The organism is Peribacillus sp. FW305-BF15 (genome assembly GCF_058783805.1).
This window is the reverse complement of the sequence record NZ_JBYSYV010000009.1, coordinates 91,055-106,402: the sequence shown is the minus strand read 5'-3', so window position 1 is coordinate 106,402 and position 15,348 is coordinate 91,055. Positions and strand designations below refer to the sequence as shown.

16 protein-coding genes are annotated in these 15,348 nt (G+C 40.8%); all 16 read right to left on the bottom strand.

The genetic code is table 11. From position 1 onward, the window contains the following. Window positions 1-23: 23 nt before the first annotated feature. Window positions 24-1,136 carry a histidinol-phosphate transaminase gene (gene hisC, locus AC3WLU_RS11585; RefSeq protein WP_492597282.1) on the bottom strand — a complete coding sequence of 371 codons (1,113 nt, stop codon included), beginning with the start codon at window positions 1,134-1,136 and terminating at the stop codon, window positions 24-26. Window positions 1,137-1,217: 81 nt separating this feature from the next. Then, window positions 1,218-1,586: a chorismate mutase gene (aroH, locus tag AC3WLU_RS11580; protein WP_082609239.1), complete on the bottom strand. Its 369-nt coding sequence runs from the start codon at window positions 1,584-1,586 to the stop codon at window positions 1,218-1,220. 24 nt (window positions 1,587-1,610) lie between these two features. Continuing rightward, a complete protein-coding gene (gene aroB, locus AC3WLU_RS11575) occupies window positions 1,611-2,690 on the bottom strand; it encodes a 3-dehydroquinate synthase (RefSeq protein WP_492597281.1) in 1,080 nt (359 codons plus the stop codon). A gap of 3 nt (window positions 2,691-2,693) precedes the next feature. Continuing rightward, window positions 2,694-3,866, bottom strand: a complete 1,173-nt coding sequence (gene aroC, locus AC3WLU_RS11570; RefSeq protein WP_034308003.1) for a chorismate synthase — start codon at window positions 3,864-3,866, stop codon at window positions 2,694-2,696. A gap of 253 nt (window positions 3,867-4,119) precedes the next feature. Continuing rightward, complete coding sequence (locus AC3WLU_RS11565; RefSeq protein WP_492597280.1) at window positions 4,120-4,893, bottom strand: CheR family methyltransferase; 774 nt, start codon at window positions 4,891-4,893, stop codon at window positions 4,120-4,122. 187 nt (window positions 4,894-5,080) lie between these two features. Continuing rightward, window positions 5,081-5,527, bottom strand: coding sequence for a nucleoside-diphosphate kinase (gene ndk, locus AC3WLU_RS11560; protein WP_034308008.1), 447 nt, complete (start codon window positions 5,525-5,527; stop codon window positions 5,081-5,083). 96 nt (window positions 5,528-5,623) lie between these two features. Further along, a complete protein-coding gene (hepT, locus tag AC3WLU_RS11555) occupies window positions 5,624-6,586 on the bottom strand; it encodes a heptaprenyl diphosphate synthase component II (protein ID WP_053535594.1) in 963 nt (320 codons plus the stop codon). 34 nt (window positions 6,587-6,620) lie between these two features. Next, window positions 6,621-7,331 (bottom strand): demethylmenaquinone methyltransferase, encoded by a 711-nt coding sequence (locus AC3WLU_RS11550; protein WP_034308012.1) that lies wholly within the window; start codon window positions 7,329-7,331, stop codon window positions 6,621-6,623. A gap of 3 nt (window positions 7,332-7,334) precedes the next feature. After that, on the bottom strand, window positions 7,335-8,165 hold the full coding sequence (locus AC3WLU_RS11545; protein ID WP_283928828.1) for a heptaprenyl diphosphate synthase component 1: 831 nt from the start codon (window positions 8,163-8,165) through the stop codon (window positions 7,335-7,337). 251 nt (window positions 8,166-8,416) lie between these two features. Next, the gene (mtrB, locus tag AC3WLU_RS11540; protein WP_034308017.1) at window positions 8,417-8,665 is read right to left on the bottom strand and encodes a trp RNA-binding attenuation protein MtrB; all 249 of its coding nucleotides are present in this window, start codon (window positions 8,663-8,665) and stop codon (window positions 8,417-8,419) included. Window positions 8,666-8,685: 20 nt separating this feature from the next. After that, a complete protein-coding gene (gene folE, locus AC3WLU_RS11535; RefSeq protein WP_034308020.1) occupies window positions 8,686-9,252 on the bottom strand; it encodes a GTP cyclohydrolase I FolE in 567 nt (188 codons plus the stop codon). Window positions 9,253-9,557: 305 nt separating this feature from the next. After that, entirely contained in the window at window positions 9,558-9,830 is a 273-nt protein-coding gene (locus AC3WLU_RS11530; RefSeq protein ID WP_034308023.1) for an HU family DNA-binding protein, read from the bottom strand. A gap of 504 nt (window positions 9,831-10,334) precedes the next feature. After that, window positions 10,335-11,813, bottom strand: coding sequence for a stage IV sporulation protein A (gene spoIVA / locus AC3WLU_RS11525; protein WP_034308024.1), 1,479 nt, complete (start codon window positions 11,811-11,813; stop codon window positions 10,335-10,337). 233 nt (window positions 11,814-12,046) lie between these two features. Beyond that, entirely contained in the window at window positions 12,047-12,769 is a 723-nt protein-coding gene (locus AC3WLU_RS11520) for a YphF family lipoprotein (protein ID WP_492597308.1), read from the bottom strand. 16 nt (window positions 12,770-12,785) lie between these two features. Then, complete coding sequence (locus tag AC3WLU_RS11515) at window positions 12,786-12,983, bottom strand: DUF2768 domain-containing protein (protein ID WP_048681698.1); 198 nt, start codon at window positions 12,981-12,983, stop codon at window positions 12,786-12,788. Between the two features lie 698 nt (window positions 12,984-13,681). Next, complete coding sequence (locus tag AC3WLU_RS11510; protein WP_413000893.1) at window positions 13,682-15,055, bottom strand: putrescine aminotransferase; 1,374 nt, start codon at window positions 15,053-15,055, stop codon at window positions 13,682-13,684. Window positions 15,056-15,348: the final 293 nt, after the last annotated feature.

The window sequence follows — 15,348 nt, the reverse complement described above, 5'->3', positions numbered from 1 at the left end:
GCTCCTCTAGGTTTGATGAAACGTTAAAGCAGCGAATCAGAAGGTGCCTCAACTTCATTCAAAAAAGCTTTAATGGCATGGATCATTCCTTCATTTTCTTCCGTGGAACCAATCGTTACCCTCAGGCTGTTAGGAAAACCGAAAGATTTCCCCGACCTTGCGATGAAGCCGCGCTCAAGCAAATATTGAAATACCACATCGGCATCCTGTTTAAAATGGATAAAGATGAAATTACCTTGTGACGCGTAATACGCCAAATTTTCCTTATTGCAAAATTCATAGTACTGCTTTAGCCCTTTTTGATTTTCTTCCTTGCATTTTTCAATGAAGGCCTGATCTTCCAAAGCGACGATAGCAATATTCTGTGCAAATGTGTTCACATTGAATGGTTCCCGGGATGGATCTAGTTTCTGGATGATATCCTCATCCGCCAAACCGTACCCTACCCTAAAACTGGCAAGTCCATAAATTTTTGAGAAAGTCCGGAGTATGATCAAATTTTTATATTTATTGATCCATTGATTCGTTCTAGGGTAATCCTCAGCCGTTGCATATTCACAATAAGCTTCATCCAAAACGATAAGAACATCTTCCGGCACTTTTTCGATGAACGATATTAAGTCCTGTTCCGAAATGTATTTACCTGTTGGATTATTTGGTGTACAAAGCCATACAACCGATGTTTCATCATCTATTACTTTAAGCATTCCTTCTAGATCATGAGCACCGTCAATATGAGGAACTTCCCTTATTTCCGCCCCTTCTAGTGTGGCATTATGGCGATACTGCGAAAAAGTGCCTGTTGCCATGACCGTATTCTTTCCAGCTCCCAATAGACTCCTGGAGATGATTTGAATGTTCTCATCAGATCCATTTCCAAAAATAAGCTGAGTTTCTTTCACACCTGTATGTTTCGCAACAGCTTCCCTTAGCATCGTTGCATATCCATCTGGATAGATGGCAAACGAATGGGTTGAATTCCTAACGGATTCCTTGACCTTTTCCGAACAGCCAAAAGGATTTTCATTTGAAGCTAATTTCGTGATTTTTTCCAGCCCGTATAATTTTTTCACTTCATCAGTGGATTTTCCCGGTTGATAAGACTTCAAGGAAAGGACCGCTTCATTCCATTTCATGTCAATCACCTCTATATATTTATCACTTTAAAGTAAGAAAGTGTGAGAATAGTATATCATATTAATAGATTTATAATCATCTTATATCTGCTTTGTCAAATCTGGCCGTAATACCGTAGCCCCTGCCTGGTATACATGCTGTATCTCTTTTTGAGATTTTGTCGTATTTACGTGGATCATGACCCGGATGCAAAATGGCAAGGAATTGCTCACCGGTATTTCTTTCATGCATGTAACCGGTACATAAGTCCAGCCTTCGAATTTCCTCAAGGCTTTGGCAGGGAAGACAGAACGAATCTCTTCCGTAGCAGAAAAAAATACAGAAGCTACCATATCGGGATCAACTTCGTTGACCTGAATGATCTCGGCCATCAACTTTTCGACAGCAGAAATCACTTCCATTTCTGTGTCACTTTCTACTGTAGTGGCACCCCTTATTCCTCTTATCACACATAGTCCCCCTTCTACTGAACTCTAAATCATCTCCGCCATTTCCTCTATCAGCTCAGAGTCGGCTATATCCATTAATAGCGGTGACCCCACTTCGTTTAGCAGGACAAAGGTAGCTGCATCATTGACCGATTTTTTGTCTGTTTTCATTAATTCTAGCAGCATTTCATGTTGAAGTCGTGTTGGAATGGTTATTTCATAACCTAAAGAAGAAACCCAGGCAATAAACTCATCTAGTTTAAAATCAAGACCCACTTTCTTTCTGCTTAGTTTAAGAGCATATACCATCCCGATTAAAATCGATTCCCCATGCGTAAAGTTTCCGTATCCCATTGAACCTTCCACTGCATGTCCAAGCGTATGACCAAAATTCAAAAAGGCACGAATGCCGTTTTCCTTCTCATCCTCTTCGACAATTTTAGCTTTAATGCCAATCCCTTTTGTAATCATGGTAAGGAACTGCTCATCCGTTATATCATTCAAATCAACAATATTCGACTTTAACCATAGATAAAGCTCATTATCTGCTATCAAGGAATGTTTAATGACTTCTGCAAAACCTGACCTTAATTCTTTAAGTGGCAGAGTCTTTAAAAATTCCAGATCATAAATGACCGCTTCAGGCTGATGAAAGGCCCCAATCATATTTTTCCCTAGCGGGTGATTGATGGCAACCTTGCCGCCCACTGCACTGTCGTGGGCAAGCAAAGTCGTCGGAACCTGTATAAATGGAATCCCTCTCATAAATGTAGCTGCAACGAATCCAGCCAAGTCACCGACTGCACCGCCGCCAAGGGCAATAATCAATGACTTGCGATTAATCTGTTGTGTTAAGCAGAAGCTTTGGCATTCATAAAACACATCGAATGTTTTAGCATGCTCCCCTTCTGGCACTACATGATGCAAGACCGGTTTTCCCGTCTTGATCAGGGCGTCCTTCACAGTCTGCAAATGAAGTGCCGCCACTTTCTCATCAGTTATGATAAGAATCTTGTTTAGATGATTCAGCTCATGTGTTATTAATTCGGGCAATTCATTGATTGCCTTCTTGCCAATTAAAACCGGATATTGCTTGGAAGCCGTTTTTATTTGGATGGATTCCATGATTTAAAACCCCTTTACTTCTTCCCGATATGATCTTATGTACTCTGCTAATTGCTCATAACGATCTGAAGGGAATTGATCAACGATGGCAGCTGCCAGTTCCCATGCCACTACCGCCTCAGCAACTACTGCTGCTGCAGGAACGGCACAACTATCGGAACGCTCGACACTTGCTTCAAACACTTCCTTCGTATCAATATCAACACTTTTCAAAGGTTTATATAAAGTGGGGATCGGCTTCATCACACCGCGTACAACTATCGGCATTCCAGTTGTCATACCGCCTTCAAAACCTCCAAGGCGATTGGTTTTCCGGTAATAACCCTGTTCTTCATCCCATGCGATTTCATCATGGACATCACTGCCGAATAGATGGGCCGCTTCAAATCCTAGACCTATTTCCACCCCTTTAAATGCATTGATGCTCATTATCGCTGCGGCTAGTTTTGCATCAAGCTTACGGTCATAATGCACATAACTTCCCACTCCCACCGGCATTCCTTCTACAATGACTTCGACGATTCCGCCGATGGAATCTCCTTTTTGTTTCGCTTCATCTATTGCATCCTTCATCTGCTGCTCTACGTTTTTGTCGAAACATCTAACGGAAGATTCTTCTGTTACCTGTTGCAATTGCTGGATCGTTTCGTATTTTGGCGGTTCTGCCTTCACTCCGCCAATTTCCAAAACATGCGATGCCACTTCTATCCCCAATAAAGACAATAGTTTTTTTGCGACAGAACCTGCCGCCACCCTTACTGTCGTTTCACGGGCTGAAGAGCGTTCCAGAACATTTCTCAAATCGCGGTGCCCATATTTAATCCCGCCGTTCAAGTCGGCATGACCAGGGCGAGGCCGGGTGATTTTACGTTTAATTTCTTCAGCTTCCTCTTCTGAAAGCCCTTCACTTCCCATAATCTTTGTCCAATGTTTCCAATCATCGTTCTCGACCACCAAAGCAACCGGTGAACCGAGTGTGTAGCCATGTCTGATTCCTGAAGAAATAAAAGCCTGATCTTTCTCGATCTGCATCCTTCTTCCACGTCCATGCCCTTTTTGCCGGCGTCCCAATTCTTGATTGATATCCTCATTCGAAATCGGCATTCCTGCCGGTAATCCTTCAATGATAGTAGTCAGTTGCGGACCATGTGATTCTCCCGCTGTTAAATATCTCATCTTCCAGCCCCCTTTTAGCACTTTAAAGTGTATATGTATCAATATACCACAATTTTATGAAATGTGGGTATATGTAAAACGTAAAAACCATATTGTTTGAATTTAATCACTTTTCACTCTATTTTACAAGTACTTAAACATTTTCGATATAGTTTTTCTTTCAAATCAGAGTTCTACTGGGATTTGCTATTACTCGACAAACGAAAAGGACTGAACGCCCATGAGCAGAATCAGTCCCTTTTTTAAAAAGTATTTACTTTTTCTTATAAAAAAATGTATCGATCGTTTCAAATTGATATTTTCCAGGGGTGAATATTTGCTCTGTACTTCCTACAAAAAAAACCCCGCCGCTTCTTAGTGATGCACTGAATTTTTCATATAACAAATTTTTGGCTTCTTCCGTGAAATAAATTAGCACATTGCGGCAAATGATTAAATCGAACCCCTGTTCAAAACGATCAGAGAGAAGGTTTTGCTTTTTAAATGTCACCCTTCTCTTGATTTCTTCATCAACGCGATAAAATTCTGCTTTTTTTTCAAAGTATTTCCTTTTGATTTCTTCAGGCACTTCATTTAAGGAACGTTCAGGATACATCCCCAATTCCGCTCGCGCCAACACATTTTCATCCAGATCCGTCGCCAATATCTCTATCTGGCTAGGTGGAACCAGATTGGATAAAATCATGGCAAGTGTGTATGGTTCCTCTCCAGTTGAACAGGCCGCACTCCAAATCTTCAACTTTTTTTTGTTTGCTAATAAACCTGGAAGGATTTTCTGCTCCAACACCTTCCATCTTTTCGCATTTCGATAAAATTCGGAAACATTGATTGTCATTCTATCCAGAAACTCATTTAAAACTTCGGGAATGGTTTGAATGTCTATATGGTATTCACGAAATGAATGATATCCTCTTTTTTCATATAGAGATGTCAATCGCCTTTTCATTTGCCCTTCCTTATATAATGCCAAATCAATGCCTGTCAGCGTTTTGATATTACGAATAAACTCTTCATATTCTTGAGGCATTCCTACGACTCCCCTGCACAAAATTATTTAAGTGGTCCTTCCCTTTATATATCGGAGAGTGCCATATTTTCTTTAAACTACAATAATTCCTTACCATCCCGGGAAACTAAAAAAGCAATGCAAAAAAAAACGGGTTCCATCGCATAATGACGATGGAACCCGCTTCCTATATAGTGATGAGTACTAATTAATAAACCCACTCGTTTACAAGTTTAGAATACTCAACAAGTTCTTCTTCTTTGAAGAATAAACCGATTTCACGTACAGCGCTTTCAGCTGAATCAGATCCGTGAATGATGTTTTTGCCGACAGTTACCGCAAAATCGCCACGAATTGTTGCTGCTGCTGCATCTTTAGGGTTAGTAGCACCCATCATTTGACGTGCTGTAGCGATTACATTTTCACCTTCCCAAACCATTGCGAAGACAGGACCTGAAGTAATGAAGTCCACTAATTCGCCAAAGAAAGGACGTTCTTTGTGCTCGCCATAATGTTGCTCAGCCAATTCTTGAGAAATGACCATTAATTTTGCTCCTGCAAGAAGGAAGCCTTTCTTTTCGAAACGGGAAACGATTTCACCGATTAAATTGCGTTGAACGCCGTCAGGCTTTACCATTAAAAAAGTTCTTTCCATGAATGTCACTCCTAATATGTATCATTGTTATTTGCCTATATAAGGCAATACTTTTAGAATATTACCATTGTTTGATGAGTTTCGCAACTCCCATTATCAAAACTTTCTTTTTCCGATATTTTTCGCGATATCCGATAAAGTTTTTCTAGCTTTAATGGCAGGAAGACCCTTCAACTCAGTAAAAGCTTTTTCTAAATACATATCACTGATCCTCGCTGCCTGTTCAATGGCACCGGAAGTTTTTATCGCATTGATTATATGGGACATTTCATCTTTTGGCGTATCTTCCCGAACAGTTTCGATAAGCTTTTTTAACTTTGGATCCTCCATAGCGATCAAAACGGGTAAAGTGATATTACCTTGAATCAAATCACTCCCGGCCGGTTTACCAAGCTCTTCTTCCGACGCCGTAAAATCCAATATATCATCGGTGATTTGATAGGACATACCGACATAATATCCGAATTTAAATAGCTTTTCGTGAATTCCCTCTTCAACACCTGCTGAAATGGCTCCCAACTGGCAGCTGGATGCAATGAGCAATGCCGTTTTCCGTTTGATCCGTCTAAAATATATCCGCCAATTCTGTTCGAAATTATACTTATCTTTAATTTGTTCAATTTCCCCAAGACATAGTTCAACCATGGTATCAGCGAGAATTTGATGCGCAAGCGGAGACTCGATGACCGCCATCATTTCCAGTGCACGAGCAAAAATGAAGTCGCCTGTGTACATGGCGACACGATTATCCCATTTCGACTTGATGGTAGCCGACCCCCTGCGTAAATCCGCATCATCCACAACATCATCATGTACAAGGGAGGCCGTATGAATCAGTTCCAGAGTCGCTGCGACATGCTTTACGACATGAATATCATAGTTGCCAAACTTCGCACCCAATAGGACGAATACCGGACGGATCCGTTTTCCACCGGATTGCAGTAAATGCAGGGAAGCTTCCCTTAAAACCGTGGAATCCGCTTCAATTGCGGCTTCCAGCTCTTTTTCTATTAATTGCAAATCTGCATTCAAAAATGAATACATCATTTTAAATTTCATACATTCCACCCAGCTTTGTCCATTGCTATTCTGCTTATTTTGAAGGCTTGTACCCGAAATGTGTTGCTGCTACCCCACCGAAATGGGCTTTATAACTGACATTTTCCATTCCTGCCTGCTTAAACATGTTTTCAAGCTTTTTCATGCCTGGGAAATCTCGAGCCGATTCCTGCAGCCATGAGTATTCACTATAGCTTTTTGCGAATAATTTGCCGAACATGGGCATGATGAAACGGAAATAAAAATAATAACCCTGTTTAAAGCCTAGCATCGTTGGCTGTGACGTATCCAGGCAAACGACCATACCACCTGGCTTCGCTACACGGTTTAACTCTTTAAGCACTTTCATGTAATCAGGAACATTCCGCAGCCCGAAACCGATCGTGACATAGTCAAAGCTATTATCCTCAAAAGGAAGTTCCATTGCATTCCCATGCATTAGGGAAACTTGATCCAGATTGAGTTCCTTCACCTTTTGTTCGCCGATTTTCAGCATGTTTTTACTAAAATCCAGACCAACAACCTTTCCTTCTGGTCCTACTTCATTAGCAAGGGCAATGGTCCAGTCCGCTGTTCCACAGCATACATCCAGTGCATGGGCGCCTTTTGGGACATTCATGATGGCCATTGTAGCCTTCCGCCATTTAAGATGCTGTTTAAAGCTTATGAGGGAATTCATCTTGTCATAATTTCCGTAAATCTTTTCAAAGACATGATGAACTTTTTGCTCTTTAGACTGCTCCATGATTCACCCTTCTTTCACATATGAATTTGCCATACTCTCTGTTTGTTCCAAGATGGCCTTCACTCTTTCCAGTAGTTCATCATCCAACTTTGCCAGCTTCCGCATCGAGCGCTCTACGGATTGCCTGGCATCCCTCAGGCACTTGTCGAATTGGGTGCGTACCTGTTCTTCCTTTTCCGAAATGGGAACATCCCCACCGATCGAGTCATCAAAAGGCATTTCCCTTAGGGCATCAAAAACTATTGATTCCCCCGACTTCATATAACTTCTCTTCTCGGCATGCAACCGTTTTACAAGCAGCAGATCTTCCGATATCTCTATCCAGGCAGGCTCATTATAGTAATCCGCAAGTTTCTGAATCAGCGAAGCCTCGATCGCTTTTATCGTCATTAAAAGCGTTGGTACATCTTGAATCGACCCTTGTTGGTATAGAATGATTTTATTATCATTTATTTTTTTTATCGCGCTTGAAAGGATACGGATCATATCAACATTACCTATACTGGCAAGCCCTTGATAATATAAGCCACTATAGTAATCACCGGCAAGCACTTGTAATTGGCGATTTTTCAATACCTCCGGCGACTCGATTCCTTCACCCGAATTCGAGACGATTTCATGGGTATCCAGAGCTATTTGCACTAACATGGTTGAAATGATGTATTGATTCCGTTTTTCGCTTGTAACGTCCAAATCGTTAAACAATCCCCAAAGCAACATCAGTTTATCTTCGTCCAAGCTTGGCTTTTGTATATACTTCAACAAATATGGATGTTGAGCTTTCGTTTCTATTAATCGTTTTAATTGCCTTATGTCGTCCGTTATGTTTAACAATTGAGATCACCCTTGCATCCCCGAAAGATAATTTTTTTCATACATACATATTGGTTTCTGTCTGTGTAAAATACACATTATTATACCATAAAAACAATCAGATGAAATGGTCAACGTTTATAAAATGAAACTTCCAAAAACAAGGAAATCATCGACTTTTGCTCTTCAAAAAAATGGATGCGGGAAATTTACAGCTTGTTAAACGCGATATCAGGTGATTGATTTATAATTAACCAAGCATTGAGAAACGATCATTTGTCAGGTGAATTCTTTTTGGAATCACTTTCTATCTCTCCGAATGGAGTATAGACCTTTGCATGGCCCCTGATTTTAATTGCCGAGGTATGCTCCGTGAATTGTGCGATCATCACCTCTCCTGAGTCCAGTTTTTCGGAGTGGTGAAACTTGGTGTCCGTTCCCCTTGTCAACCCGATGACATTCACACTATCCTCAATGGCTTTGATTACGACAAAATCATTCAGAATCTTTTTATCATTCATTTTTTCCTGCCCCCATATCCTTAGTCTTTAATGAATGCCAGTACTTCAGCTCTAGTACGGTGATCCTTCGCAAACGTTCCCCTTACAGCTGAAGTCACTGTTTTAGATCCGGGTTTTTTCACGCCTCGCATGGTCATGCACATATGTTCAGCCTCGACTACAACCATTACACCATGAGGCTCGAGCTTTTCCATTATCGAGTCTGCAACTGTAGAAGTGATGCGCTCTTGAAGCTGCGGACGCTTCGATACAGCCTCAACCGCCCGTGCCAATTTGCTTAAACCAGTCACTTTTCCGTTTTTCGGAATATATGCTACATGGGCTTTCCCGTAAAAAGGGACTAAATGATGTTCACATACCGAGTAAAACGGAATATCCTTTACAAGTACGAGTTCTTCATGGTCCTCCCCAAAAACAGTATCGAAATATTCCTTTGGATCCTGATTAAGTCCAGAAAAAATTTCTTCATACATTCTGGCTACACGAGCAGGAGTATCCAGCAGTCCTTCCCTCGTTGGGTCTTCCCCTACAGCCTCGAGAAGCATTTTAACCGCTTCTTCTAATTTGGCATGATCAACATTAGCCATTTTTTGTACCTCCTAAAAAATCAATAATATTATGTATTCAGATAAAAAAACCAAAGCGCGTTGCACCCGGAAATCCATAATTGCAATTATAAAGCGACCGATTACCCAAAGATTGAAGCCCTTTAAAGGCGGTTTCGCCAAAAGCGGTTTCGGATGGGTATTTTCTTGTGACAGATTTACCATCTGAAGCGTATCTAAAATATTCACTGTCTTTTATATTATCACAGATGGAAATTAAGAAGCAAAAAAAGGACCGCGTTTTCACGCGGCCCTTTTCGGTTAAGCACCCGTATGTAATGGTAGAATTACTTCACTGCATCTTTCAGCGCTTTACCGGGTTTGAAAGCTGGCACTTTGCTAGCTGCAATTTCGATTTCGTCACCAGTTTGTGGGTTACGCCCTTTACGAGCCGCACGTTCACGAACTTCAAAGTTACCAAAACCGATCAATTGGACTTTATCACCGTTTTTTAGAGCTTCTAAGATTGTATCAAAAACAGCATCAACAGCTTTTGTAGCGTCTTTCTTAGAAATTTCAGTTGCTGTAACAACTTCATTAATTAATTCTGTTTTGTTCATGCCATTCACCTCCTCCCAAAAGGAATCTTTATAAAAAATCATTATTACAACACTATAATAGTGATTTGATATTAGCTTCGGTCAAAAATTTTTCATTCACTGACAATCAGGGATTACCAAGCCGATTTAATTTCCAAATAATTCATTCAGAAATTTATAAATAGGTTGAAATCGCTGTTATAACGCGTTTTCTGTATGTAGATTATCACAAATCCTATAAGCTTAGCAAGGGAATTCAAAAAATAATGGGAATCTTTTCATCAATAATTGTATATATTATAAATTTTGTCTTTCGCTATTCATCATTTCCCTTTTTTATAGAAATTAAACTTATTATATTGCTGAAAATCGCTTAACCACAAGGTTTTTTCAAGATTATACTAAAGAACAGCAGATTAATTCAAATATTAGCGTTCATAAATGATATTTTTCTTTCGATCCTGCCGTTTCTTCCATGTAAAAAGACCAATCCATAAATGGAGTTGGTCCGGCCTTAAACGTTTTCTATAAGATGATGGCAATCAAACCGCCACTGCCCTCATTAATAATCCTCTCAAGTGTTTCTTTTAATTTATAGCGTGCATTGTCTGGCATCATCGCTAATTTCACCTGTATGCCTTCCCTTACGTAGGAACTTAGGCTTCTTCCAAAAATATCGGAGTTCCAAATGGAAAGTGGATTGTCTTCGAAATCCTGCATCAGATACCGTACTAATTCCTCACTTTGCTTTTCCGTACCGATGATTGGCGAGAATTCGGATTCGACATCGACCTTGATCATATGGATGGAAGGAGCTACAGCTTTTAGCCTGACACCGAACCTGGCTCCCTGGCGGATGATTTCCGGTTCATCAAGACTCATATCGTTAAGGGATGGGGCTGCGACACCATATCCTGTTTGTTTAACCATTCTCAACGCATCGGCCACCTGATCATATTCTGCTTTCGCATACGCAAAGTCCTGCATCAATGATAACAGATGATCCTTACCCCGAATCTCCACACCGACAATTTCCTTCAGAATATCATCATATAGTTCATCCGGGGCGTATAGATCTATTTCTGCAACCCCCTGCCCCATCTCAATGCCTGCAAGCGCTGCACGGTCAATGAACTCGAATTCATTGAAATGACCGACTACACGATCAACATCCCTCAGGCGCTTAATGTCCTTGACTGTCTCTTTAACCGCTTCCTGGTAACTTTCCCTTAACCAATGATCCTCGCGCAGAACCATTACCCAGCTCGGGAGATTAACATTGACCTCGAGAACAGGAAATTCGTACAAAGCCTCGCGCAGTACGCTGTAAACATCCGATTCCCGCATTCCTTCGACACTCATGGCCAATACGGGGATATCATACTTTTCCTGCAAGGATTCCCTCAGTGCTACCGTATTCGGGTGGTGAGGCTGAACGGAATTGACAATCATGATAAATGGCTTGCCAACCTCCTTCAATTCTTCGACGACCCTTTCCTCGGCCTCTAAATAATCACTTCGCGGGATTTCTCCTATCGAACCATCCGTCGTAACGACCACACCTAATGTGGAATGATCCTGAATTACTTTACGAGTACCGATCTCGGCAGCTTCATTGAACGGAATCGGCTCTTCATACCAAGGCGTGTGAATCATGCGGGGACCATTTTCATCCTCATACCCTTTTGCCCCGGGTATTGTATAACCGACACAATCGACTAAACGGATGTTCACGTCGAGACCTTCAGCTACTTGAATCGATGCTGCCTGGTTCGGTACGAATTTGGGTTCCGTCGTCATGATCGTCTTTCCGGCAGCACTTTGTGGCAATTCATCCTGTGCCCTGGCGCGGTCCGCCTCAGACGGTATATTCGGAATGACGACTAGCTCCATGAATTTTTTAATAAATGTGGATTTTCCAGTCCTGACGGCACCGACCACCCCCAAGTATATATCGCCACCGGTCCGTTCAGCTATATCTTTAAAAATATCTACCTTTTCCAAGGTATCCCCTCCCGAATTAGAGTTTTGGGATTTCGTTTATCCATTTGCATTTATTTAGGACAATATATATCTATGATGTTGTCCTAAAAATTTATTCCATTTATTTCCCTGGTTCAATCCCTTCCTCCACCAGAAATTTTTATATAAGGGTTGTTATTTTAAAAGTAAGATGAAATAAAGATAAAAGAAATAACCCTTCCCCTACAATATATTTTGCAGAAGAAGGGTTATGCCTATTTTGTAAGAAATATTGGAGTATTTGTTTTTTCATCAATTGTATATGGTAACGAATAGGCAGGGACGAACTCCGAACTCTGCACCAGCAGTTCCCGGATATCTTCACCTTGCTTGATTTTCCCCTCATTCTTCTTCAATGCCTCAAGTAAATCCGGGGTATAATCAACAAAAATGCTGCCTTGACCATCGACTATAAGGTATAAATCTTTTTGTGAAAATGGACTCGTGACCGTCGGAGCTTCCTTCAGGCCCATCTTTTCATAATCAAGCGTGAAGACATTATCGGATAACCTTTCCTTAAACGGCGGGTATCCGTTGCTTTGCTGATAGGCAGTCAATCTCAAGGAAACATCCTGAATCTTCTGCGCCATCCTGACATCCAACAGCTTTACAGTCGGATCTTTTTCAACATTAACGAGGATGTATTGAAAGACACCCCCTGATTCAAAGGCATTGTCAGGCGGTTCAGCCATATACCTCGGCGAAATCTTAGAAAATTTTATGACATATTTTTGATAAATCGGTGTCCCTGCATCTTTAGTAACTATCGGCAGTATGCCGCCTTCATCCTTCTGAAATTGATCCACTGCACTTTGGACGGATTGTATTTGTTCTTTATAAGGCAGTTGGTTTTGCATTTTTTGCTTCTCCGGATATAAGCAGCCGGATAATGATACAGAGATGCATAATAAACATAATATTTTGAAAAAATTTCTCATCATTTCTCCTCACCTATCAAGTGGTTGGCCCGCTAAGAACAACGATTAGGATGATCAAGCCGGCCAGAATCATAAGTATGTATGCGATAATTGCTGTCAAGACTCTCCAAAAACCTTTTAATTTATAGCGGCTTAAGTAGATTAGAAATATAGAGATAACCATAAAGCCCATAGCTATAAAGGATATCCACATTTTTTGCAGGGCAGGTGTCATATCTTCATCACTCCTTTTTCCAGAAATTATTATAACATACCAAATTACGTTAAAGGAATTAAATCCTTGTCCAATCTGTGTAATTCCCGTTTTCATTACTCGTTCTCGTGAAAAAAAATTCTGAGATCCAGTTATAAAACGAGAAATATGTAATTATTCCCTCCTCCAAGCAACAAAAAAACAGCGCAATGACTGTTTCAGTTTATAAACAAACTCGATAATAATTGAGTTTGTCGACAGTTTTTTAAGGTGTTTAAAATTTGACCGTTGATTGGAACGTAGGGCACTCGCTTTACCGGAAGGTCCGCCCTCGGCTCTATTAGCGCCTGTGGGGTCTCCCTTGGCCCCGCTTTCCCGCAGGAGTCTCGTACGTTCCGTTCCAGTCAACCTTGTGTTAACAGGAAGATAAGCTCCTTATTTAAGGATGAATACTCGAGGTGGTGAGGATACCTTTGATCAGCTTGAAATGTTTACTTAGAACACCTCTTGCAGATTAGTAGAATGGAGGTTCCCATTCATGTAAAGAAGATGGCCACCTGGACTTGACGAAGGGGAGAAATGGTGGAAATAATGAACTTGGAGAGTTCATCATTATCTAAAACTGCTACAAATTCAAAAAGGTTTCGGAATGATACCATTCCGAAACCTTTTTATCTACAGTCTGAATCAGCCAAAGGCTGTTTTTCTGCTTTTTTTAATTAAGATTGAAGAGTTGGCAAGACTTCTTTAAACGCTTTAATTACTGTATCGACTTCATCCAGCTTAATAGTCAATGATGGCTCGATCCTGATTGTTTTGGAATTAATAAGCGTACCTGCCACCAAAATGCCTTTATCAAAAAGGGCTTTTGAGAATTCATAACCCACTTCATCTTTATGGAACTCAATACCGATCATTAATCCTTGGCCACGGATTTCAAGCACCTTATCTTTGTGCTCAGCAGCCACTTCCCTTAACCCATTTAAGAAGTATTCTCCAACTTCCGCAGCACGCTGCGGTAAGTTTTCTTCCAAAAGTACGTCGATCGTAGCGATGGCCGCAGCACAAGCTAATGGATTTCCACCAAATGTCGTAGTATGCATGAATGGATTGTCGAACCAGCTTTTAAATACTTTCTCATTGGCTACAACAGCGCCTGCAGGCATTACACCGCCACCAAATGCTTTCGCTAAACAAATAATGTCCGGAACAACATCATATAGCTGGGATGCAAACATTTTACCTGTCCGTCCCATTCCTGTTTGCACTTCATCCAAGATCAATAACGCATCATATTCGTCACATAATGCCCGAACCTGCTTTAAATAATCCTGCGGAGGCAGAATGACCCCTCCTTCACCTTGAATAGGCTCTAACAGCACAGCAGCAACATCTTCACCGACCAATGCACAACTTTCAAACGTTTTTCTCATCATATCCACATCACCGAACGGTACATGGCGCACACCTGGAACCAACGGGATGAACGGTTTTCTGAACATGCCCTTTGCCGTTGCCGATAGGGAACCAAGGCTTTTCCCATGAAATGATTTTGTCGTGGAAATGATCGTGTATTTGTCACTGTACATTTTAGCCAACTTAAGTGCAGCTTCCACGCTCTCGGTACCGCTGTTCGTAAAGAATGAGTATTTTAGATCTCCCGGTGTGATTTCGGCAAGGATCTTGGCAAGCATTGCACGTAATGGATCAAGTAAGTCCTGGCTATGAAGGGCTTGTCTTTGCAATTGATCGGTTACTGCCTTTACTACTTTAGGGTTACGATGGCCAACATTATAAATACCAAAGCCACCTAAACAATCAATATATTTTTTTCCATTTACATCCGTAAAACAGGAATCTTGATCAGACCACTCCACCGAAGCGAACTGTGTGTCTTTAGTGACCGTCTTCCGGTATTCCAAAAACCCAGGGTTTACATGGTTACGGAAATTCTCGACCGTTTCTCTTGTTACCCACTGTGCATCTTCTTTTGAAATTTCTTTCTGCTCGATTAATTGAAGAACCTTTTTAATATAATCTTGAGTTGCTGATTGGTTAGCTTGAGTGTTTTTACTTTCTACGTTAATTGACATTTTATAATCTCCTTTTTTTATAGCTTTAGTTGATGGGTTAATTAAGTTTGCTTGTTTTATGAAACTTTGATGCTTACCTCCCTTTTTTCTTATACTTACTAATCAAGCAAGAAGCATGCCAAGTTAATTAACCAATAAAATCGCATTTTTTTTAAAAAAACCACTCTAAAACTATGCAAATATGCATATCGTTATTTCACTTTGCATAATCAAGTTTGGGAAATCATTGAAAAGCTTCGAAAATGCCTTCATAAAAATAAAAGCCGTTGACAAGTGATTTTCATCACTCGGCA